General features: G+C 49.5%; 19 protein-coding genes. 1 reads left to right on the top strand and 18 read right to left on the bottom strand.

Translation table 11 applies throughout. The features are described from left to right. Nucleotides 1-5: 5 nt before the first annotated feature. From G459_RS0113435 to G459_RS0113355, 17 genes are all read right to left on the bottom strand, one after another. Nucleotides 6-743, bottom strand: a complete 738-nt coding sequence (locus G459_RS0113435; RefSeq protein WP_026968122.1) for an ankyrin repeat domain-containing protein — start codon at nucleotides 741-743, stop codon at nucleotides 6-8. A 2-nt stretch (nucleotides 744-745) separates the two neighbouring features. Further along, nucleotides 746-1,441, bottom strand: coding sequence for an HAD family hydrolase (locus G459_RS0113430; RefSeq protein ID WP_026968121.1), 696 nt, complete (start codon nucleotides 1,439-1,441; stop codon nucleotides 746-748). Nucleotides 1,442-1,636: 195 nt separating this feature from the next. Continuing rightward, nucleotides 1,637-2,548: an alpha/beta hydrolase gene (locus G459_RS0113425; protein WP_026968120.1), complete on the bottom strand. Its 912-nt coding sequence runs from the start codon at nucleotides 2,546-2,548 to the stop codon at nucleotides 1,637-1,639. A 25-nt stretch (nucleotides 2,549-2,573) separates the two neighbouring features. After that, on the bottom strand, nucleotides 2,574-2,912 hold the full coding sequence (locus G459_RS0113420; RefSeq protein WP_035455894.1) for an L-rhamnose mutarotase: 339 nt from the start codon (nucleotides 2,910-2,912) through the stop codon (nucleotides 2,574-2,576). Nucleotides 2,913-3,035: 123 nt separating this feature from the next. Then, complete coding sequence (gene fucP / locus G459_RS0113415) at nucleotides 3,036-4,346, bottom strand: L-fucose:H+ symporter permease (RefSeq protein ID WP_035455891.1); 1,311 nt, start codon at nucleotides 4,344-4,346, stop codon at nucleotides 3,036-3,038. A gap of 10 nt (nucleotides 4,347-4,356) precedes the next feature. Continuing rightward, nucleotides 4,357-5,127, bottom strand: coding sequence for an L-fucose dehydrogenase (locus tag G459_RS0113410; RefSeq protein ID WP_026968117.1), 771 nt, complete (start codon nucleotides 5,125-5,127; stop codon nucleotides 4,357-4,359). Between the two features lie 64 nt (nucleotides 5,128-5,191). Next, complete coding sequence (locus G459_RS0113405) at nucleotides 5,192-6,016, bottom strand: amidohydrolase family protein (protein WP_026968116.1); 825 nt, start codon at nucleotides 6,014-6,016, stop codon at nucleotides 5,192-5,194. Continuing rightward, the gene (locus G459_RS0113400) at nucleotides 6,013-6,876 is read right to left on the bottom strand and encodes a fumarylacetoacetate hydrolase family protein (protein ID WP_026968115.1); all 864 of its coding nucleotides are present in this window, start codon (nucleotides 6,874-6,876) and stop codon (nucleotides 6,013-6,015) included. The genes G459_RS0113405 and G459_RS0113400 overlap by 4 nt, the downstream gene beginning before the upstream one ends. Before the next feature lie 173 nt (nucleotides 6,877-7,049). Next, complete coding sequence (locus G459_RS0113395; protein WP_026968114.1) at nucleotides 7,050-7,808, bottom strand: SDR family NAD(P)-dependent oxidoreductase; 759 nt, start codon at nucleotides 7,806-7,808, stop codon at nucleotides 7,050-7,052. 79 nt (nucleotides 7,809-7,887) lie between these two features. Then, nucleotides 7,888-8,268, bottom strand: a complete 381-nt coding sequence (locus G459_RS0113390) for a response regulator (RefSeq protein ID WP_026968113.1) — start codon at nucleotides 8,266-8,268, stop codon at nucleotides 7,888-7,890. Next, nucleotides 8,258-9,286, bottom strand: coding sequence for a response regulator (locus G459_RS0113385; RefSeq protein WP_026968112.1), 1,029 nt, complete (start codon nucleotides 9,284-9,286; stop codon nucleotides 8,258-8,260). Before G459_RS0113385 ends, G459_RS0113390 begins: the two co-directional genes overlap by 11 nt. Before the next feature lie 5 nt (nucleotides 9,287-9,291). Further along, a complete protein-coding gene (locus G459_RS0113380; RefSeq protein WP_026968111.1) occupies nucleotides 9,292-9,726 on the bottom strand; it encodes a response regulator in 435 nt (144 codons plus the stop codon). Continuing rightward, complete coding sequence (locus G459_RS0113375) at nucleotides 9,719-11,704, bottom strand: PAS domain-containing protein (protein ID WP_169725030.1); 1,986 nt, start codon at nucleotides 11,702-11,704, stop codon at nucleotides 9,719-9,721. The genes G459_RS0113380 and G459_RS0113375 overlap by 8 nt, the downstream gene beginning before the upstream one ends. Nucleotides 11,705-11,714: 10 nt before the next feature. After that, the gene (locus G459_RS28975; protein ID WP_026968109.1) at nucleotides 11,715-14,405 is read right to left on the bottom strand and encodes a PAS domain-containing sensor histidine kinase; all 2,691 of its coding nucleotides are present in this window, start codon (nucleotides 14,403-14,405) and stop codon (nucleotides 11,715-11,717) included. A gap of 74 nt (nucleotides 14,406-14,479) precedes the next feature. After that, nucleotides 14,480-15,553 carry a Gfo/Idh/MocA family protein gene (locus G459_RS0113365; RefSeq protein WP_026968108.1) on the bottom strand — a complete coding sequence of 358 codons (1,074 nt, stop codon included), beginning with the start codon at nucleotides 15,551-15,553 and terminating at the stop codon, nucleotides 14,480-14,482. Beyond that, nucleotides 15,546-18,695 (bottom strand): AsmA family protein, encoded by a 3,150-nt coding sequence (locus G459_RS27440; protein ID WP_035455887.1) that lies wholly within the window; start codon nucleotides 18,693-18,695, stop codon nucleotides 15,546-15,548. Before G459_RS27440 ends, G459_RS0113365 begins: the two co-directional genes overlap by 8 nt. Nucleotides 18,696-18,722: 27 nt before the next feature. Continuing rightward, nucleotides 18,723-19,289, bottom strand: a complete 567-nt coding sequence (locus G459_RS0113355) for a peptidylprolyl isomerase (RefSeq protein WP_035455884.1) — start codon at nucleotides 19,287-19,289, stop codon at nucleotides 18,723-18,725. 138 nt (nucleotides 19,290-19,427) lie between these two features. Between G459_RS0113355 and G459_RS0113350 the strand changes: the two genes are divergently transcribed. Then, entirely contained in the window at nucleotides 19,428-20,666 is a 1,239-nt protein-coding gene (locus G459_RS0113350; RefSeq protein WP_026968106.1) for a GAF domain-containing sensor histidine kinase, read from the top strand. A gap of 2 nt (nucleotides 20,667-20,668) precedes the next feature. On the opposite strand, the gene G459_RS0113345 is transcribed toward G459_RS0113350, so the two are convergent. Then, nucleotides 20,669-21,814 (bottom strand): 1-acyl-sn-glycerol-3-phosphate acyltransferase, encoded by a 1,146-nt coding sequence (locus G459_RS0113345; protein ID WP_026968105.1) that lies wholly within the window; start codon nucleotides 21,812-21,814, stop codon nucleotides 20,669-20,671. Nucleotides 21,815-21,828 lie beyond the last annotated feature (14 nt).

Raw genomic sequence — 21,828 nt, 5'->3', positions numbered from 1 at the left:
TCCTTTCACCCTTCCAGATACTCATTCGGAATATTGGGAGAAATGTAGTCGATCCCAAATCGATGTTTCAAGAGCTTGGAGACGACATCCGAGATAACCGCCTCTTTACGGTGCATCTGTGGCAGCAATCCCATCATGGCATAGCTGATCGGATTGACGGCCGGAATCAGCGTCTCCCAAGGATATCCTTTTCCCCAGATCAATCCCCGAACTGTAAGATCCAGATCAGCTCCATGATCCAGGCAGAACTCGAGCATCTCTCTTGACTGATTGGTGTTTTGGTTGACCGTGTGGAAGATGGGAGTTTGACCTCCAAAGCCGAACTCATCGACTCCGGCTTTGGCATTGATATCCAATCCGGCATGGATCAACACCTCAGCGCAAGCAACGTGGTTGAATTCTGCGCAAATGTGGAGCAGGGACACTTCAAAGAAAGGCGTGTAAGCGCATGGAAGTGAATGCTTGGTGTGAACGCTCTCTGGGTTTTCCAGGATCAATCTTCGTAGAAGATCGGCGTCATCCAAAAGCACTGCTTCCAGGATTGGATCTTCCAAGCCTTGGCCGTTTTCCAAGAATACCCTGATGCAATCTTTGAACCTCGGACTTCTCGTATACTCGCCGATCAAGGTCCAAATCAGTGGTTTCCCGGCCGGGTTTTGATCAACTTTTCTGGATTCTAAAATAGTCCTGATCCCAGCGATATCGTGGAGTTCAGTGGCGATATTTAGATCCGTGGTTTCCATTCTTAGTTCATCGTTTTGATGAGTGCTGCGGCATCGGCGATGCAAGTGACGGTATAGAACTGCTCGTGCTCCACTTCATGCTCGATCTGCTCATGAACCCAAGTGATATGAAATGGAATGTGGATGGCATGTCCGCCCAGCTCCAATACCGGTAAGATGTCGGACTTCAGGCTGTTTCCCATCATTAGAAACTCCGAAGGCTTCACGTCCAGATGTCTGATGAGCTTCTTAAAATCGGAAGTTCTCTTTTCGCTCATAATCTCGATGTGGTGAAAGTACTTCTCCAGCCCGGATTTTTTCAGCTTTCGTTCCTGATCCAGCAGATCCCCTTTGGTAGCGAGGACCATTCGATAGTCGCCATTGAGGGATTGGAGGACTTCTTCTACTCCAGGCAGGAGTTCGACGGGTTTTTCCAGCATTTCCCTGCCGATTTGGATCACCTTTTCTACCAAAGTCATTGGCATCTTGTGATCCGAAATCCGCATGGCCGTCTCAATCATGGAAAGCATAAAGCCTTTGATTCCATAGCCGTACAGCCCGATATTCTCGATCTCTGTCCGATACAATTCCTTCATGCTGGCATGCTGGGGCATGAAGTCCTCCAAAAGGCTGGCAAACTTTTCCTCCGCTTCCCTGAAAAAGGGTTCGTTTACCCAAAGGGTATCGTCTGCGTCGAAGGCAATTACTTTGAGGGGCATATTTTTTGGGTCAACGGTCTACGGTCAACTGACCACAGCCAGTATCGACACTTTATTTGAGTTGACTTCAAAGGTTTGGGTTTTTTAGTGAAAAAACCAGCAAGAATATGCCCTTTCTTTCCTTCGGTCAGAGAGGAAACACTATTTGGTTTACCCCCCCTGCTGTGGACTGTCGACCGTGGTCTGTTGACTAACTTACAAATCAGCCATCCATGCCAGCAGCACTTCTCTCCAGGTCTCCACAGCGCCTTTTCCCAAACCGAAAGCAAATCCATGTCCTCCGGAAGGGTAGATGTGGAGGGATGCCTTCACGCCGTTTTTGTGAAGCGCCGTGTAGTACAGCAGGGAATTCTCGATCGGAACGCCCTTGTCATCCTGTGCATGAACCAAGAAGGTTGGTGGAGTCTCTGCTGTTACATTCAACTCACCGGAAAAGTGGTCTTTCAGTTCGGCAGAAGCATCTTCACCGATCAGGTTTTTACGCGAGCCCCCATGAACTGCCCCATCCTGGAAGGTGATCACCGGATAAGCCAAGATAGAAAAGTCGGGTCGGGCCGAAAGCCCGTCAACTGCGTCTTTTGGACGCTCGACATCGTGATTGTATTGAGTACTGAGGGTTGAGGCGAGGTGCCCACCTGCGGAGAAGCCCATCACGCCGACCTTGGCAGGATCGATGTTCCACGCAGCAGCGTTTTGTCTGACGAGACGGATGGCCCGTTGCGCATCCAAAAGCGGTACTTCCTTGGGATCCGTGAGTGATTGTGAGACTGGGAGTCGGTATTTGACTACGATGCCTGCGATTCCCTGGGCGTTCAGCCATTTGGCGAAATCGGTTCCTTCCCAGTCATAGGCTAGGATGCCATAGCCTCCGCCCGGAAAGATAACCACTGCTTTACCTGTAGCGATCTGTTTGGCGGGGAGATAAACTTCGATGGTCGGAGTCTGCACGTTGGCGATGCGGATGATTCCTTCCTGCCGCACATCTTCTTTCAGATCCATCGTTTTCTGAAGCGGAGGAGTACCTTCCCAGAGCGGGAGTGTCTGGACTTGTGCATGAGCGAAGACCGCCATTAGTGCGAGGATTAAGGTTAGGATAGGTTTTTTCATGGTTTTTTGGGGAAAAATCTCAGACTTAGTCTGCTGTATATTCAAATATTTTTTCGGTCATCGCCCACCTCCAATTCGCGGGAGTGCCGGGAAGGTTGGTTTGGTATTGTCCCAAAAATGCTTCCCATTCCTGCACCTTCGGATTGGATTCGTCGAGTTTTGCCTTTTTCTCAAAGCTAAAATTCTCATCGCCAACGAGTATCATGGTCAGTCGGTTATGCCAGCGATGGATGCTCATCTGCACAATTCCGGCAATACGGATACTTTCTATAATTTCCGGTGAAACCGACTTGTGACATTCCACATAGGCCTGAATGGCTTCAGGTTCATCTTTGAGATCACAAATGAGTATAAAGGTCTGCATGGATAGAATTACAATTTTTGATTTACGATCTATGAAGTACGATTTACGAGCTCATGAGTAAGCTAGCGTACTTGACTCTAGCAAACCTTACTTTCCAACATTGCGCCTCAATTTTCCAATCTTTCAATTTTCCAATTTTTTAACTCTCACCGCAAACAAAAACACCATCAAAAAGCAAGAAAGCGGGAGAAAGAAAGAGAAATTCACCTCTGATACTCCCAATATAAGTGTGTCGGTATAGCCGGTGCCGCCCAAGTCCAGAATCATCCCCTGCAGGGTTGGCATGATGGCGCCGCCGACGATAGCCATCACCAGGAAAGCCGCTGCAAACTTCGAATCTTCTCCCAAGCCATCCAGCGCAATCCCGTAGATCGTCGGAAACATCAGCGACATGGCAAAACTGATTCCAACCAAGGAATACAATCCAGTCATTCCCTCGAGGAAGATTGCCCCCAGCGTGAAAGCCATCGCCAAGACGGCGAATGCTGCCAATAACTTGGTAGGAGCGAGGATTCGAAGCAAGAAAGTGCAAATCCATCTTCCCACCAGAAACACGCCGAGCGAAGCGTAGGCGTAGTTGACAGCGTTGTAGGTCGTGATCCCGATGGCCTCCGCGTACTGATAGATGTAGGTCCAAACCATGATCTGCGCACCTACATAGAACATCTGAGCAAAGGTTCCTTCGACAAAATTCCTGTTGGCCAAGAGGCGTTTCATGGTATTCTTAAAGTCAATTTTTCCGGCGCCTTCTTTACTTTCAGGCATCTTCATCATAGCGATCACCACAAAAATCCCAATCACCACCAGGCCGAGCATCACATAGGGATCGCGGATGACCATCAGGTCATTGGTACGGATGACAGCTTTGGCCGCTTCATCCAGACTGTCAAAGATGATCTTCCCATTCTCGTCGGTGTTGTTGGATTGGAGTGAGTTCAGGATAAATGTCTTTGCTACAAAAAGCCCTGCCAGCGCTCCCATCGGGTTGAAAGCCTGAGCCAGATTCAGACGCTGAGTGGCCGTAGCTTCTGGTCCCATGGAGAGGATGTAGGGATTGGCGGTTGTCTCCAGGAAGGCCAGACCAAACGTCAGGATATAGAGCGCAGCGAGAAAGAAGCCATAGCTTTCCCAAGCTGCTGCGGGGTAAAACAGGCAGGCTCCAAAGGCATACAGCCCAAGTCCCAATAGCACTCCGGTCTTGTAGGAGTACTTTTTGATAAAAAAAGCCGCTGGCAGAGCCATCGTGAAGTAGCCGCCATAGAATGCCAGTTGGACCCAAGAAGCCTGCGTATTGTTCAGCTCGAGTACACGTTTGAAAGCGGCCACCATCGGATTGGTAATATCATTGGCAAAGCCCCAAAGCGCAAACAGGGAGGTGATGAGAATGAAAGGAAGAACAAGGTTCTTCGGTACAAGGGCTGGTTTTTGGGTCATTAGTTTCGGGTCAAAGGGATCGGTCAAGATGGGTATAACCACCGTCGACATACAGATGCTGTCCGGTGATGTGGGAGGCTTTGTCAGAGAGTAGGAAGATGGCCATGGAGGCAATTTCCTCGGAGGTAGTCATTCTTTTGCCAAGGGGAATCCTGTTGCTGATCTCCGCCAGTTTTGCTTCGGGATTGGGAAAAGATTGGATCCAGTTGGCATACATCGGAGTGTACACTTCTGCCGGCAAGATGGCATTGACGCGGATCTGGTAGGGTAGGAGCTCCACCGCCCATTCGCGGGTCAGAGCCAGTTGCGCTCCCTTGGCGGAGATGTAGCCGGAAGTACCGCCCTGTCCAGTCACGGCAGTTTTGGAGGAAATATTTACGATGGCTCCCTGATGTTCTTTCAGTTGTGGAAGTGCGTAGTGGGCCAGATAGTAGTAATGAAAGAGATTTTTGGCGACCGAATCGGCATAGGCCTGCGGGCTGCCATTTTCCAGTCCAACTCCGTCATTTGCCCCGGCGTTGTTGACCACGCCGTCGATCCTCCCGAAGGTTTTGACTGCCAGATCGATGGCTTCTTTTGCCTGCTCTGGAGAAAAAAGCCGAACGGGAATCTGAAGCGCTTTGCCTTGAGCAAAGTCTAGGATTTCCCTTCCTTCTTTTTCCGAAGGGTCAATCATGACCGGAATGGCCCCTTCTTCGATCAGTCCACGGGAGATAGCCCCGCCGATTCCTTTGGCTCCTCCGGACACGAGGAAGACCTTATTGGTCAGGTTTAGGTTCATTGTCAGTTGGTGGTCTCAGTATTCAGTCAGCAGGGAGCCGAGAGTACTTTTGACCTTTTAGGTTTTATATCTTGTAAAATTCCACGGCAGTTTCGCCCATGATTTTCGCTTTTTCGGAGAGCGAAAGTGCGTCAGTAAATTGCTCAACGACCTCCCAATACTGCTCATATTCTCCCGCAAGCAGACAAACCGGCCAGTCGCTGCCGTACATCAGGCGATCGGGGCCGAAGAGTTCCAAGGCGATTTCCAGGTAGGGAAATAGTTGATCCGGGGTCCATTTTTTCCAGTCAGCTTCCGTGATCATCCCCGACAGCTTGCAGTGCATCAATTCCCGCTCTGCAATCGGCGTGAGCGCTTTTTTCCAATCCTTCCACTCTCCATCCTTGATATAGGGCTTGGCGAGGTGATCAATCACAAAGCGCTGATCTGGACATTTTTTCACCAGTTGCAGCGTGGCAGCCAAGTGATTTGGAAAGATTAGAATATCGTAAGGGTAGCCTCGTTTGCCGATTTTTTGGACTCCGCGAATAAACTCTTCCTGAAGCATATACTCCGGATCTTTGGCTTGGAGGACTTCTCGGAAGCCCACCAGCTTTTTGACATCGGAATACTGATCCAAGACTTCATCTAGCTGGTCGCTTTTCAAATCGGCCCAACCTACCACTCCGCGAATCCACTCGTTTTGGTGTGCCAAGTCAAGTAGAAAGTCGGTTTCCCGAAGGCTTTCCTCTGCTTGCACGGCAATGCATCCATCGATTTTTGCGTCCTGAAGCAGGGGACGAAGATCGCCCGGAAGAAAATTCCGGCGGATACGATTCATGTCCGGAGTGATCCAGTCCTGCCGCTTTGGGTCATATTCCCAAAAGTGCTGATGGGAATCCAGCCTCATGCCTCAGGGTCATTCATCGCGACCTGACGGGAAATACCCAGACCATCGATGCCCAATTCGACGATGTCGCCATTCTCCAGATACTTGGGCTCAGGCTTCAGGCCCATGCCGACACCGGCGGGCGTTCCTGTCGAGATCACGTCTCCCGGCAGCAGCGTCATGTACTGGCTGATGTGGGACACTAGCGTCGGGATATCAAAGACCAAGTCGGACGTATTGCTGTCCTGCAGGATTTTACCGTTCAGCTTCAGCCAAAGGCGGAGCTGGTGCGGATCTGGGATTTCTTCCTTGGTTGCCAAAAATGGTCCCAAAGGCGCAAAATGATCGGCACTTTTTCCTTTGACCCACTGACCACCGTGCCGAAGCTGGAAGTCCCGCTCGCTCACGTCGTTGTGGAGGCAATAGCCGGCGATGTATTCGTAGGCATTTTCGGCAGACACGTACTTGGCCCGCTTTCCGATCACGACGGCCAGTTCCACTTCCCAGTCGGTTTGTACGGAGTTTTTCGGGATAAAAATAGGGTCGTAAGGTCCGCAAAGCGAGGAAGTTGCCTTCATGAAGATGATTGGCACTTCCGGTACGGCCATCCCTGATTCCGCCGCGTGCATCCGGTAGTTGAGTCCCACACAGATGATCTTGGAAGGGCGTGTGATCGGGGAGCCGATTCTGGAGTTGACGGGAATTTCCGGAAGACTGGATTGATTGGTTTGCAGCCAGGACGAGAGTCTGCTCAGTCCATCGGTTCCCAAAAAGGATTCATTCCAGTCTTCTCCAAAAGTTGAACAGTCGAGATTTCTTCCGTTTATGTCCTGAATTCCCGGTTTTTCTTTTCCGGCTTCACCAAATCGAATGAGTTTCATGTTTATAAGTGTCTAGTAATGAGTATCGAGTATCTAGTAATTAGTAGAATAAAGAATAAAGAGCCAAGAATTTAGAATCAAGATTGTTGAGACGAAAGGTTTTAAAGAGTCAGGAACAGTTCCCTGGGAGTAATTTTACAATTTTTAAACATTTCAATCTTTCAATCCGAAAATCACATCTTCAGACCCATGAATCCGCCGTCGATGTTGAAATTGGAGCCTGTGATAAAGCTCCCGGCATCTGAACTGATGAAAAAGGCCATCTCGGCGATCTCTTCCGGAGTGCCCATCCTGCCGATTGGTTGGGAAGCTGCTAGCTTGGCAAACATTTCGGCTTCCTGTCCCGGGTAGCTTTTGGCCAGAAATCCATCAACAAATGGCGTGTGAACCCGGCCGGGCGAAAGACAATTGCATCGGATTCCGTCAGCGACATAATCCCTGGCCACACTCAAGGTCATCGACAACGCCGCTCCTTTGGTCATACTGTAGGCGAATCTGTCAGGAATGCCGATCGTGGCGGCCACGGAACACATGTTTAGGATTGACCCGCCGCCGTTTTCTTTGAGTTTGGGAAGACAGGCTTTGATGCAGTTAAACATCCCTTTGACATTCACTTGGAACAAGCGGTCAAAATCTTCTTCTGAGGTATTTTCAACTTTCCCGATATGAGAAACCCCGGCATTGTTGATCAGAGTGTCGATCTTTCCGGGGATGGAGTGGATCAGATTTTCCAACTGGGAATAGTCGGTAATACTACCCTCGAGAAAAGTGGCCTGAAGGCCTTTTTCGGAAATTTCAGCTTGGACCTTGGTTCCCTCGACGTGATTGGTGTCGATGAAGTAAACCTGGCAGCCTTCCGCGGCAAACTTTTTTACCATTGCCAGGCCGATGCCACTGGCGCCACCCGTGATCAAGACGGTCTTTGAATTCATTATTGATATGGGTCTAAGTTAATGTCAATACAAAAATCAAACTAAGGGAATTTGACAAATATAGAAAGGACTTTTGAAGCTAGTCGAGCATCTGGAAGATCTGATGGACATTTTCGAACGTGATAGGTTTTTCGAAAAAACCAGTGACAGCGGGGTGTTTTTTTGCTCTTTCTGAGTTAACCGAGCTGACGGAAGAAGTCATCAGAATGATCTTTGGACAAGCTTCTTTTGCGGTCTCCAGTTTATCTATAAACTCCCATGCGTTCATATCCCTTAGATTGATGTCGATCAGGATGGAGGCCGATTCTTTTGAACCGGGATTTTCTGAGAGATAGTCTAGGGCCTGTTTTCCTGAGATGAACGAGGAAATTTGGAGGTCTTTTCTGACGGTTCGGATCATCTTCTCAAGGACTATCAGGAGGATCTTGTCGTCATCTACTAGAATCAATTCAGTTGTCATTGTCGTCCAAATGTTCAATTATTTCTGATTTCTTGCTGATGTCTCTGATGATCTCATCCAGCTCAAACGCGGAGTCTTTGATGAAGCCCATCAAGGAGTTGATCTCTGGCTCCTTGTCGGGCATTTCGGATTCCAAAAGATTGACCAACCCGAGCAAACGAGCCAGGGGTGCCCTCACGACGTGTGACTGGATCCAGGCGATCTCGAGAAAAGTCTGATTTTGCTTTTCGACGGTCTCGATGTACTTATTTCGTTCCGTGACGTCGTTGACGAGCACAAGTACGGCCTCTTTCCCGTTGAAATTCAGTCTGTTGACCGTGGTCTCTACCGTAATCAGTTCACCTGATTTTTTCCGGTGGCGAAAGATTTTTTTAAGGTTCGATAAGTGCGCTTTTTTGGCGTCTTCAATAGATTTCTTCAGCTCGCCTATTTCTTCCGACGGACGGATGTCGGTGAGATCCATGGAAAGGAATTCTTTTTCCGAATAGCCGTAGTGATTGACGGCTGCCCGGTTGACGCTCAGAAATCGCAAGGTATCCAACTCGAAGACCCACATGGGGAGCGGACTCAACTGGAAAAGGTCGCTGTAGCGCTTTTCGGATCTTTGAATCTGCTCTGTGAACTTCTTCCGCTGAATGGAGTAGATGATGGTCTTGTAGAGGATGGTCGGTGTAAGCTCATCTTTGAGCAGGTAGTCGGACACGCCCAGCGCCATGGATTTCATGCTGAACTCCAGATCGGAAAAACCCGTGAGCGCTACGACAGGAGTACCGCCTGCAAGCTCCAATACCTCGACGATCAGCTGCTCCCCTGACAGATCCGGAAGCGAGAGGTCGAGAAATATGATGTCGAATTTAGCGGGGGAATCTGCTATGGTTTTTTTTGCGGCCTGGAATGTCTCCGTCCGCTGGAGTTGGGGAGCAAGGATGTTTTCAGCCAGATACTCCTCGATCAGGAAATAGTCTCCCAGATTATCCTCGATGATCAGAATGCTATATGGTTTCTCGTCCTTCCGCATCGGGTTCAATTTTTAGGCAGCCTGACGAGATTTAGCCAAAATTCTTCAATTTTGGCAGTGATGTTGAGAAATTCACTGACCTCCAGAGGTTTGGTAATGTAGCAGTTGGCATGCTCCTGATAGGCGCGCAGGATATCAGTTTCTGACGAAGAGGTGGTGAGGATGATGATTGGGATATGCTTCAGCTCGGGGTGGTTTTTGACGCTTTCCAATACCTCGTGCCCATTCTTTTTGGGAAGATTGATATCCAGCAAAATGAGATCCGGAAGGTCTTTGGCGCGTTGTTTTACGACGGTCATCAAAAAATACAGTGCCTCGCTTCCGTCTCTGAGGACTTGGAGCTGATTGGGGATTTTACATTCCTGCAAGGCTTCGGTAGTCAGCAAAATATCTCCTTCGTTGTCTTCGACCAGCAGGATTTTGACAGGGTTCTCACTCATGTTTCTTGATTGTAAATAAAAATTTGCTGCCTACGCCAACTGTGGATTCCGCCCATATTTTGCCTCCGTGCTGAGTCACTATTTTTCGACAAGTAGCAAGCCCCAGACCCGTGCCAGGATATTTTTCTTTGGGATGGAGTCGCTTTAATACGCCAAATATCGGCTCAAGATAATCAGCTTCGATACCTATTCCATTGTCCTCGATAGAAAATTCCCAAAATTTTTCAGACTCTCTTCCGGAGATTTCTATCCGGGGTCTGAGCTCCGGATGCCGATATTTAAGGGCGTTGCCGATCAGGTTTTGAAACAACAGTCGGATGGGCGTCGGCACGCCCTGGATGTCCGGAAGTTCAACGACGATTATCGCCGCATCAGATTCTCTGATTAGGTTGGATGTCAGCTTCAGGACCTCGCCAACCAATTCTCCCGTGTTGATTTTTTCAATAGCAGACTGTTCAAATCCGACCTTGGAGTATTCCAAAAGATCGTGGATCAGGGTGGTCAGACGCTTAGCACCGTCTATCGCGAAAGAGATATATTGGTTGGCCTTCTCGTCCAGCGTGCTTCCGTATTTTTTCTCCAGCAGGGACAGGAACGAGCTGATCATTCTCAGTGGTTCCCTCAGGTCGTGGGAAGCGAGAGCCGCAAATACCTGGAGTTCTTCGTTTGCGCTGCTCAATCTCTCATTTACCCGTAAAAGCTCCAGTTCTGCCGTTTTTTGGGCTGAGATATCCTGAAATGAGCCGATCATGCGGATGGCCTTGCCGTTCTCGTCGCGGATGATGTAGCCTTGGTCGATGATGTAGGCATAGGAATTGTCTTTTCTTTTGACTCGAAACTCCTGATTCCAGTACTGATCGTTGCCACGCAGAGTATCGTCCAGCTGTTTTTTTGCCCGTTCCCGCTCCTCGGGGTGGATAATTGACAGCCAAAAATCATTGTTGCCGGTAGTTTCGTCTTTGTCATAGCCCAGTATTTCAAAAAAGTGCTCCGAACGATACGTCTGGTTGGATAGGAGATCCCAGTCCCAAATCACGCCTGAGGTAGCCTTTACTGCAAGTTCAAACCGTTCGTTGGCATCTAGGATTTCCTTGGATTGCTCAGCGACTTTCTTCTCCAACAGGACAGGCTGCCGGGCAAAACTCCATACCAAAAATGCAAATAGCGTCGAGCCAACCAGACTTAACAGCGTCTTCCATATCAATCCGGATACTGCTGTACTTTTCTTGAGCTGAACGGAGAGATTCCAGTTGCCGGCGTCTATCAGGACACTGGATCGATGGCCGGTGTAGACTTCGTCCGGATTTTCGGAAAGGAATTTTTCGAGTACGTTCGAGTTCGGATTGAGTTTGGAAAACTGGACTGCGAAGGGGCTCTTTTCTGATTCTTGTAGCTTTGCAGCCTGAAGTAGATCTTCAAATTTGATTATGACCGCTGCGAGACCGGTCAATCGTCCACCGTCAAACAGCGGGTATCTTCCGACGATGGCGATGCCGCCTTGTTTCAGCGTAATCGGGCCCGAAAAGTAAACTTCCCTGCGTCGGATGGCTTCCTCGACTTCATTCTTGGTCTTGGGATCGCTGAGGACGTCGTAGCCAATCACTGATTCATTGCCCTGCATCGGATACACGGCGACTATTGTGCCTTCGTCCAGTAGCTGAATTGCGTCCACGAGTGGGTTGCTATCGAGGAGCTGCTGACCGATGCTTTGGAAATTTTGCACCACGTCACGCTGATTTTGCGCGATGAACCCCAAGGTCTTGCTAGCTGAGATCCCGTCGTGGAGGGCATTGATCAGGAGGTTTTCAAATTCATTGAGCTTGTCATTGACCAGTTCACGCTCAGTGGAGAGCTTGAGCTGATATCCGGCCAAGCAGAGAAACAGCGAAAGGGACAAGGAAATAAGGAATACCGCTGAACCCACAAATTTGGGATTAGAGTAAACTTGCCTAAAGATCCAGTCCTTTATCCTTTTCAAAGCCATCCGTTTATTTGGTGATGGTAAAGTGGAATGTGCTGCCTTGACCGGGATTGGACTCTACCCAGATTTTCCCTCCATGGAATTCGATGATTTTCTTACAGATCGCCAAACCGATGCCTGATCCGGAGTACTGATCTTTTTGATGAAGGCGTTGGAAGATGATGAAGATTTTCTGCCTGAATTCAGGATCTATCCCGATGCCGTTGTCCCGTACCGAAAACTGCCAATGGTGCTCCAGTTCCTTTGCCTCGATCCATATTTCCGGTCTATTTCCAGGTGCTTGGTACTTCAGGCCGTTCGAAATGAGATTTTGAAACAGCTGGATGATGGCACTGCCCTGACACAGGATGACTGGCAGCGGGCCAATGTGTATAGTCGCGTTTTTTTCCGTGATCGATTTCTTGCTGAGCAGCAGTACTTCTTCTAGGAGACTGGCAGTATTGGTGGTTTTTTTGGATTCGGAGGTGTTTCCTACCCTTGAGAACTCGAGCAAATCAAGGATGATTGTCTTCATCCGTTTTGCTCCATCGATCGCAAAATTGATATACTGGAGTCCCCGTTCATCGAGCTGCCCGGCGTAACGTTTCTCGATCAGTCCCAAGAAACTGGTGATCATCCGCAGCGGCTCCTGCAGATCGTGCGAAGCCACGTAGGCAAACTGTTCCAATTCTTTATTGGATATGGCCAGTTCACGATTCGAGGCGGCAAGGTCTGAGTTTAGTTTTTTCAGTGAGTCCTCGTACAGCTTCGTATGGGTGACGTCCCGAATAGCGCCCACCGTCCGCACGGCGAGTCCCTGCGAATCTCTCAATATCACTGTATTTTCGGCGACGAAGGCATAGCTGCCGTCGGTTTTCAAAAAGCGATATTCGGCTGTCCATCCCAGCGCTTCCTTGTTGTTTTGTGAATCGGAGACGGATTTGCGGATGCGCGGCAGATCGTCCGGGTGAACCTTTGTTTCCCAAAATCCCGGAGAAACCTGGTTCATCTCCTCTGGATAGCCAAACAGCGTGTGGTAGCCTTTGCCCCAAAAGACAAAGTTCTTGTTGATGTCCCAGTCCCAGATGGCGTCTGAGGTAGCTTGGGTCGCGAGATGAAATCGGTCGTTGCTGGTGCGCAGCGCTTGCTCAGCCCAATAGCGATCTGTATCGTCTACTACGGTTGATATCAGCAGATCCAGCTCCGGGTGAGGGATATTTTTGCCGGAGACGATCCGCTCTTCGCCGGTTTGAGTGGTGATCGCAATGTTCTTCCAATTTAGCCTGCTTGGGTCGCCGCTTTGGATACCGGCCCTGATCTGCTGCATGATCTCATTTCTAACCTCTGGATCGGGGAAGACATTATTGTAAAAATCATCCACATGCCCGAATGACGCGGGAGCCCAGCCATAGACTTGCCAAAAGGCAGGATTGATATAGGTGGCCTCACCGGTACTGATCTTGGTCACGGCAATCCCGAGTGGCAGGTTTTTGAGTGTTGACTCGATAAACAGATTCCGTTCCCGAAGTTCTTTTTCCGCCAGTTTCTCTTTGGTGACGTCCTGGACTGTTCCCTGAAACCTTTTGGCTCCCGTGCGGAGATTGACTTCAAATCTTCCCTGTTCATGGACAAACTTCACCTCTCCTGACGGTAGCAAGATTCGATGAACGGCGTCGAGTGGAGCGATTCCTGCGACGGAGTTGTTGTGATGAATCAGAAATTCAGCCTGGTCTTCTGGATGGATCGTGCCAAAGAACAGCTCGAAATTGGGCCTGAATTTCGTCTGGTCAATTCCCCAGATATTGTACACCTCGTCAGACCAAAAGATCTCTTCGGTTTGGACGTCAAATTCCCAGTAGCCGAGCTTACCGATCTTTTGGGCGACGCTTAGCCGGTGGATGAGTTCCCGGAATCGGCCTTCCTCTTCTTTCTGAAAAGTAATATCTCTCGCTACCGCAAAAACAATATTGGAAGTCTTGTCCAAGGTCGCCGACCAATTGAGATAGACGATTGATCCGTTCTTTTTGAAATAGCGATTTTGGAAGTCGGCAGAGGGAATCCCCGCCATGATTTGCTTTCTGTTGTCGACCGTGGGCTCAAAGTCCTCCGGATGGATAAGATCCCTGAACGACTTGCCGATCAGCTCGCGCTGGCTATAGCCAAGTATTTTTTCGCAGGATTTGGAGACTTTAAGGAAGTAGCCGTCTTCGTCGGCCAAAAAAATCAAATCCTGGGTGGTGTTCAGGATATTTTCGAGCTGAAGATCGGTTTTTCTGAGGATCGCTTCTTTTTGCTTTTCGTCAGAGATATCCTTGGTCACACCAAATATCCTCAACGGCTGGCCATCGGCACTGTAATTCACTACGGCTTCAGAATTGAGGTGTCGAATCTCACCGCTCGGTCGAATGATCCGATTCTCAATTTGGAAGGAAGCTCCGGATCTTTTGAATCTACGGAACATTTCGATCGCGCTTGGCCGATCTTCTGGATGTATCGCAGCCACGGCCGTCTCATATCCCGGAGTAATGTCTCCGGCGTCCAAACCCAAAATCCGATATAGGTGATCCGACCAGGTGTTTTTGCCCGTCGTCAGATCGACTTCCCAATGCCCGATATTCCCAAAAGCCTCGATTTTTCGGATCCGGCTCACCGTATCTGTCAGCAAATCGGACCTTGTGGATGCGCTCGTGTTGCTGGTAGGTTTGGGAAAATCACCCATATTAACAATTGATTAAAGGTCAAAATATAGCCGATTTGGGCCGGTGGACCTATAAAGTGCATAGTTCTGTAAACCTACAACCTCACCACTTCGCCGGTTTTGACGGATTCGTCGCAGGCGAAGGCGATCTTGAGGCTGTTGAGCGCGTCAGCCAGGTGATCGCTCAGGTCGGTATTTTCCTGGATTGCTTTTAGGAAATAGGCTTGCTCCCGGCTGCATAGTTCTTGATGATCGGGTTCGTCGGTCATGTCAATCCATTCGTCCTTTTTGGTGAATCGGTTCATATCGTCGATGTCGGCATGGTGGATGCGGATGGATTCTGTCTTGGTGTGACTGTCCACGTGATCGGATTTTCCGGCGTGGCCGGCATCCTTTGCCACGATCGAGACGGAGCCTTTTGGACCGAATACGTCTTTTACAAAAAAAGCGGTCTCGCTGATCATCGGCCCCCATCCTGCCTCGTACCAGCCGACCGATCCGTCCTCAAAGCGGATCTGGAGTTGCCCGTAGTTGTAATTGTCGGGGGCAATGTCTTCAGTCAGTCTCGCTCCGATGGCTGATACCCAAAATGGCTTGGACCGGGTCATCTGGCACATCACATCGATGTAATGCACCCCGCAATCCACGATTGGACTCAGGGATTTCATGAGGCTTCTATGCACATCCCACATGTATCCCTGACTTTGCTGGTTGAGGTTCATGCGCATCACGAGCGGCTTGCCCATTTTTTGGGATTCTTCGATGAATCTGATCCAAGAGGGATGGTGTCTCAAGATGTATCCGACGACGACTTTTTTGTCTACTTGGAGTGCTTTCTCGATGATTTTTTCACAGCCTGATATGGTGTCTGCCAAGGGTTTTTCGATGAAAATATGGCATCCAGCAACGAGTGCTTTCAGCGCAAATTCCTCGTGCGTATCAGGATAGGTGGAGATGCAGACCGCGTCCGGCTTCGTCTCATCAAGCGCTTTTTCAAAATTCTCGAACAGGGGATACGAAGCGTTGAGCACTTGATTCACGCGGACTTTGCTGTCGCCACGGGCTACCAATCCACAGATGGTAAACTCGGGCATGTGATGGTATGCGGCCGCGTGCGAAGCGCCCATATTGCCGCAACCGACGATAAGAATGCGGATAGGTTTAGTCATTTTGGGTCTTGGAGTTGGGTTCTTGAGTAGTGACTTCCACGTCAAATTCTGCCTCTAAATTATCTTCCTTGGTGGATTTGCCTACCTTCATTTCAAAGTTTTCTGCGTTTCCCGTGACTTTCACAGGAATCCCGAAGATCCCCAATGGAGGCAATCCGAGACGTATTCCGATGTTCAGATCTCCGTCCAAGCTGACCTGACCTTCGAGCCGTGGTCTAAATCCCGCGATCTTCATCTTGGTTCGGGGGATGGTGATCAGGTTGTTTTCGATGGAGCTGCTGATCTCGATGTCGTTCAGTTCCGGGTCGTTGAGCTCTGCGTTTTCGGTCTTTTCAGCCATGGTATTCATCAACTTAAATCCCTTAAGCTTGACTGATTTTAACCCGAGCGTCCCGCCGCCTTTGATGGACGGGAGTACGGGGTACATATTGGCATCCAATCTGCCGCTGAGCTTGTAGTCAAGGGAAGCTTTTCCCTCTGCGAATTCTGCAAACGACACCATCTCCTTGAAGATCGGAATTTCCTCATAGGCTCGGAGGATGTCGAAATCGCGCGCGCTGACCTGGTAGTCAAAATTGGCCGAAAAAGGAGTGGGGGCGCGATAGCTTCCGCTCGTCTCCACCTGGGCACCGACGAGCTGAAACCGCGTTTGGATGAGTTGGATCTCCCGCGGCGCTGTGCTCACTTCTCCCTTGAATTCACTGATGCGGTATTCGCCATAACGAATCGAATCAACACTGGCGGCAATCTTCAAATCCAGCTGCGATGGCGGGACAATGACGCCGGTCACTACCCCCAAGGTGTCAACTTTGACGGGATCTTCTTCGCCGAAAAACATGAAATCGTCCAAATTGATGAAATGGGAGCTAAGCGTCACGCTACCGTGGAGGATTTGGTTTTCGTCAGCGAGGTATCCCAGATAGTTGGTCAACTGGCCGGACGCAATGACTTCATTGGCCAGGTAGCTAAAATGAAAGTCAACGAACTCCACCTTGTCCTGATTGAAAGTCAAGATGCCGGCGTCGAGGTTCACGGGCTCTGGAAAGAGATCGGAGCGAACCTTGATCTTCTCCATGGTGAGGGTGCCGCTGTTGTTCAGTTGTTGGACCCTCCCAGCTGTGGCATCGCTTTGACGGCCTTTTAGGCTAAGATCTGTGAGTATTTGTCCCTCGATATCCATCCCTTCCACTCCGAAAACTTGGTATAGTTTCCCCAAATCCAGTGTTCCCTCAGATTGCAGGTCGTATTGGATGTCGTCCAGATTCGCCAAGTTGGCTTTGAGTAGGAAGGGGTTGCCTGCGAATTTGAACGAGACGGGCTGGAGGTCTAACTTGAAATCGGCAAAAGAGCTGGTCGTATTTGCCACCGACAACAGGAAGGAAATGTCCTGAATTGCTTCCGGATAATGCGGAGTCAGGACGTAGCCCTCGCTCAGTGTGAGGTTTGCATTGATGATCGGGGTGATCTTGTTCTCAGGCAGGTAATTCCCGTTTGCCAGCAAGTCCAGATGGAGTTTGCCGCTCAGTTGATAGCCGGAGTCGAGCGGATAAAACTTCGGAATGTCAGCCAGGCTGAAATCGCTCTGGAGATTGGCGTCAACCCGATGATTTTCTCTTCCCCAGTACTTGAAAAAGCCGTCTGTGACCTGATCCAATACCTGGAAATGAAGAGTTTTCAACTCAAAATTGATGTGCTGCAGTAGGCTGTCTGGCGTATCGGCGGTGAGGGAAAGCTGGATGTCTTTGATGGGCTCGGGCAGACCGGCCCACTGCACGAAGCCGTCTTTTAGATTTGCTGAAAATGAAAATGCCGGAATAGCCTGGATGATAGGTGCAGACTCCCGGAGTTCATTGGGATCTGGCATGAAGCGGTAATTTCCCTCCGAACGGAATGCCAGCTCCAACATTCCGCGGTAGTCAAGACCTGTCATGCCCAGCGCTGCATGAAGTTGCCCAAGGTCAATCTTGGCCTCCAACTCGGAATCAAGGCGCATGGGATTGAGATTTTCCAGATGAAGAGCACCTCTGAGAAATCCATCTCCAAGATTAAATCCAAGGCTGTCGATCTCCAAGCTTACCTGATTGGGGTCCAGTTCGGGAACCCGGAAATTGATCCTCGCGGTCAGATGCTCGACCCCGGGACTTGTGTCCGAATGTGCAATCATCCCGTCTTTTAAACTCAGGTTTAGGACAAGGCCGGGAAACTGGTCTTCATCAGGAAGATAAAATCCCTGAAAGGAACCTACGATGTCGCCCTTTCCCCCAAATTTGGTCTGCTCAAAGCCGGGCATAAACTCTGGCGGAACGAGCGAAAGTATGTCTTTGAGGTTGGCGTCGAACGATTCCAAGATGAAGTTCATATCGTACCCGCCTGGAATAAACTCAAATGCTCCGACGAAATTCAACGGAAGATCATTGATTTTTAGGGCGTTTCTTTCGAAAGTCAATGCGGTGGTTTCCGTGTTGATCCGCGTCAGCAGATCCGCTGAGAGTCGGTTTCTATTGAAGATCGGGAGCTCATCGTAGACCAGCTGAAACTCACCGATCTGGATGTTGCTTTGAAGGTTGAACTGCCCGTCCACCAAGTTTCCGCTGCCGCGATAGTCCACCCCATTGGCCTCGCAGATCATATCCAGCGAGGTGTCTTTGTACACAAACCTGCTTTTCTGAAAGAAAAAGCTCTCAATCTCCAGTTCAAATGAGCTGGAGTCGACAGTAACTGTGTCGGAGTCGGCCGTGGGGAAAACATCAAAATTGGAGTTGCCACGTACGTCCCGGAGGATTTTCACAGTGGCCTGATCGAGGTAGATCTCGTTGATTTTGATCCGGTCTGAAAAAAGCGAAGAGATGCCAACGCCGAACGCCATTTCCTTGGCGTAGAGTAGGGTGTCGTTTTCAAACGGCAGAGATCCTCCGAGGTACAGCTTGTCAAGCGAGAGCGTCAGAGCGGGGAAATGCCGAAAAAAGCTCAGATTGACTTTATCGAATCTCAGATCGCCCTGGACCTGTTGCTGAAGCACTTTCTCGAGTTCGACTTTTAGCTTTTCTTGGAAAAAGACCGGAAACACGGCGAGAAACAGCAGAATAAAAACAAGGATACCCAGACCGATCTTAAAATAGGTTGATCTCAAAAATGATTTCATTTCACGAGGTGAATTAGGCCTAGTCTGTTACTGAGCTCCTTTCAGAGCGGCTATTTCCTCTGCCGAGAGGTAGATAATATTGATATCCAGCGTGATCGGGGTCTCAGGTTCGTCTCTGGCATCGCGCTTCACGGCTACGATCTGGTCGACGAGCTCCATCCCCTTGATCACGTGTCCAAAGATCGTGTAGTCTCCATCTAGTCGCGGGATTCCCTGGGGATTTTGGACAATGTAAAACTGGCATCGAGCCGAAAGTTTGCCTGGATTGTCATCCCGTCCGGCGCCCACAGCGCCATAGACGTGCTTAAGTTCGGTATTAAATTCAGGCTCAAGGAGATACTCCGGATCGGTAAATCCTGCTGGAGTATCAGGACATCCACCTTGTGCTACAAAGTTGGGAATCACCCGGTTAAAAGTCAGTGAATCCCAGTAGCCGGCGTTTGCAAGCTCGATGAAACTATCCCGATGCTGCGGCGTGCGTGGATCCAGAGAGATCAGGATTTCTCCCTGTGGAGTGATGATTTGCCCGACGGGGAGTTTTTCCCGGGCGTAAAATGAACTCACTAAAAGTTGAAAGATCAGGATAAAATTCATGACAAGGTTGGGGTTAGGGAAGGGCAAGCTGGCACTTAATATACATATTTCAGGAGGTTATTTAAATTGTCATGCGCTCTTGGGCCGAATGCAAAAGGTTCTTTAATTTGGACAATCATCCAACCTCCAAAGAGCCAAATGTCAGGAGAAAACCGAACCGACAACCAACTAAGTGGCCTAGCTTTTCCCGTTCCTGAGAATGAAATGGAACGTCTGTTGGCATTGAATGAACTGGAACTTGACTATGCTGATCTGGATCAATCCTTTGCTGAGTTGACAAAACTGGCTGCAAAAATAGCAGGAACTTCGATCTCAATGGTTAATCTTATCGACACATTCACAGTATGGAGTGTGGCGCCTTTTGGGATGGAGGTGAGCCAGACCCCGCGGGAGGATTCCGTCTGTCAGTACACGATTGTCGATCAAAGCTCCGCTGGGATGGAGGTGATGGATCTTTCAGTCGATGACAGGTTTAAGGACAGAGCATATGTGACCCAAGCTCCCTATCTGAAGTACTATTTTGGGATTCCGCTCAACATTGGGGATAATTTACCCATAGGATCACTGTGCGTCATTCACGACGACTACAAAGATGTGAGCGTGGAAAAAAAGGAAATGCTGGCGATCGTCGCCGGGGAAATCGTGAACAGAATCAAGGTCTGGCATGCAATACACAAGCTGACGAACCGGATTCAGGAATGCACGACGGTCAAAAACAATCTGGCCCACGATATCCGGGGACCTCTCGGCGGGATCGTCGGACTGGCGGAGATCATCCAGATGCAGGGAAGCGAAAACAATCTCGAGGAAGTGCTCAGCTACATCTCCATGATTCAAAAAAGCGGCAGCTCTGTGCTTGATTTGACAGACGAAATATTGTCCTCCTACAAAGCGTCAAATACCCCCAAGGATCACGAATTCACCCTCGCGACTCTTGAAGATAGACTGGAGGCTTTGTTTGGTCCTCAGGCGATGTACAAGGGTGTGAGGCTGCTATTTAAGACCACAGACCAAACTGCACATCGTCCATTTCCAAAAACCAACATCCTCCAGATTTTGGGCAACCTGATTTCCAATTCGATCAAGTTCACTCCGGAGGGAGGCCAAGTGCAGGTCTTGCTGGATATGGAATTGGATGACAGACAGCGAATCCTTCACCTCAAAGTGAAGGATAGTGGTGTGGGGATGTCGCATGAAAAAATCGAACAGATATTGAAAGGGAATGCTGCTTCATCCGGAGGCACTTCCGGCGAAAAAGGATACGGGTTCGGCCTCAATCTCGTGCATCAACTGGTGGCCAAACTTAACGGTCGGATGCTGCTAAAATCTGAGCCCGGGCAGGGGGTAGAATTTGAATTGATCCTTCCGGTAGCCTAGGCTCAGGCGGAAGGATTTTGTTCGGCAGCTTTGAGACTGTTGTCTACGGGAGAGGCATACATCGACAGAAAACTTTTCACCAGAAAGGGGTTGCTGGTATCGACCTTTCCATGCAGTCTTTTTTCGAAGCTTTGCTTTTCTTCCAGGGTATAGTACTCTGCAAACCTCAAATCGCCGTTCAGCAGGTCATGTGCGATGTAGTTGCTGGGCCAAAGCCGATATCCACCCCAGATTTTCAGATCAATCACGGATGCCAGCTGAGCGAGCTTTTCGGTTTGCGAAACCTCTGTCTTTGAAATCGCCCGGATCTCCTGCTCCAAGATACCGTTGACTTGGATATGGATGCGTTTCTTGGTGCCCATGATCCCCCTGAGGAGGTTTACAAAGTCTTCATTTTCGCTCTTGACGTACTTTTCATCCTTGGATTTGGCCAGGAGTTCGGGCATTTTCAGGATGTCGGTGGGGTCGTATTCATAGGAAATAGAGATCGGCACCACATTGATTTTCTCAAAGAAGCCAAAGGGATTTTCGCCATGTTCGGCCAAGGTCAGCATCTTCAGCACGCCCCTGTGCGTAGAGTCGTTGCCGTCTTTGGTTCTCCCTTCGCGCTGTGCGGTCCACACGGAGCGATTTTCGCGAAGCAGGGACTTGCTGATAAACTCAGAAACCATCTCGGAGCTTTCGAACAGCGCCCTTCCTGTCAGGCCCCGCCGGATTGCAAAGTTGCGGTTGAGGCGCGATAGAGTATAGAGAAACGGTTTCTTGATGAGATTGTCGCCAATTGCCGAGGTAGTCATCGCCAGTCCTTTTTCATACAGACAGGCATTCAGCAGGGAGGTGTCCAGGATGATATCCCGGTGATTGGAGATGAAGAGGTAGGCGGAGTTTGGCTCCAAAACCTCAAATCCCCCTGTCGTAAGTCCGTCGGAGCTTTTCTCCAGCACTTTCATCAGTCCGGGATAGATGAAATTGACCTGAAAATCCCGCAGCGAATGGGTGTGGCGCATGAGGTCTTTCCAATGCGACGGATTGTCATTTGGAAACGTGAAATTCATCATGGCTTCCAGCATCGGATCGTCGATTATTTTACTGATCGCCGCATTGGCTTCGGAGTCGTAAAATGGTCTTATCGAATCAAATTTGGACATAGAGGGGTGAAATT

The organism is Algoriphagus terrigena DSM 22685, assembly GCF_000429445.1.
Lineage (GTDB): Bacteria > Bacteroidota > Bacteroidia > Cytophagales > Cyclobacteriaceae > Algoriphagus > Algoriphagus terrigena.
Note: the sequence above shows the minus strand (reverse complement) of the source record. Positions and strands in the feature narration are given on the sequence as shown.

Excerpts from the sequence above, each read along its gene's own strand:
- G459_RS0113435 (WP_026968122.1), bottom strand. The coding sequence starts at position 743 with ATGGAAACCACGGATCTAAATATCGCCACTGAACTCCACGATATCGCT.
- G459_RS0113430 (WP_026968121.1), bottom strand. The coding sequence starts at position 1,441 with ATGCCCCTCAAAGTAATTGCCTTCGACGCAGACGATACCCTTTGGGTA.
- G459_RS0113425 (WP_026968120.1), bottom strand. The coding sequence starts at position 2,548 with ATGAAAAAACCTATCCTAACCTTAATCCTCGCACTAATGGCGGTCTTC.
- G459_RS0113420 (WP_035455894.1), bottom strand. The coding sequence starts at position 2,912 with ATGCAGACCTTTATACTCATTTGTGATCTCAAAGATGAACCTGAAGCC.
- fucP (WP_035455891.1), bottom strand. The coding sequence starts at position 4,346 with ATGACCCAAAAACCAGCCCTTGTACCGAAGAACCTTGTTCTTCCTTTC.
- G459_RS0113410 (WP_026968117.1), bottom strand. The coding sequence starts at position 5,127 with ATGAACCTAAACCTGACCAATAAGGTCTTCCTCGTGTCCGGAGGAGCC.
- G459_RS0113405 (WP_026968116.1), bottom strand. The coding sequence starts at position 6,016 with ATGAGGCTGGATTCCCATCAGCACTTTTGGGAATATGACCCAAAGCGG.
- G459_RS0113400 (WP_026968115.1), bottom strand. The coding sequence starts at position 6,876 with ATGAAACTCATTCGATTTGGTGAAGCCGGAAAAGAAAAACCGGGAATT.
- G459_RS0113395 (WP_026968114.1), bottom strand. The coding sequence starts at position 7,808 with ATGAATTCAAAGACCGTCTTGATCACGGGTGGCGCCAGTGGCATCGGC.
- G459_RS0113390 (WP_026968113.1), bottom strand. The coding sequence starts at position 8,268 with ATGACAACTGAATTGATTCTAGTAGATGACGACAAGATCCTCCTGATA.
- G459_RS0113385 (WP_026968112.1), bottom strand. The coding sequence starts at position 9,286 with ATGCGGAAGGACGAGAAACCATATAGCATTCTGATCATCGAGGATAAT.
- G459_RS0113380 (WP_026968111.1), bottom strand. The coding sequence starts at position 9,726 with ATGAGTGAGAACCCTGTCAAAATCCTGCTGGTCGAAGACAACGAAGGA.
- G459_RS28975 (WP_026968109.1), bottom strand. The coding sequence starts at position 14,405 with ATGGGTGATTTTCCCAAACCTACCAGCAACACGAGCGCATCCACAAGG.
- G459_RS0113365 (WP_026968108.1), bottom strand. The coding sequence starts at position 15,553 with ATGACTAAACCTATCCGCATTCTTATCGTCGGTTGCGGCAATATGGGC.
- G459_RS27440 (WP_035455887.1), bottom strand. The coding sequence starts at position 18,695 with ATGAAATCATTTTTGAGATCAACCTATTTTAAGATCGGTCTGGGTATC.
- G459_RS0113355 (WP_035455884.1), bottom strand. The coding sequence starts at position 19,289 with ATGAATTTTATCCTGATCTTTCAACTTTTAGTGAGTTCATTTTACGCC.
- G459_RS0113350 (WP_026968106.1), top strand. The coding sequence starts at position 19,428 with ATGTCAGGAGAAAACCGAACCGACAACCAACTAAGTGGCCTAGCTTTT.
- G459_RS0113345 (WP_026968105.1), bottom strand. The coding sequence starts at position 21,814 with ATGTCCAAATTTGATTCGATAAGACCATTTTACGACTCCGAAGCCAAT.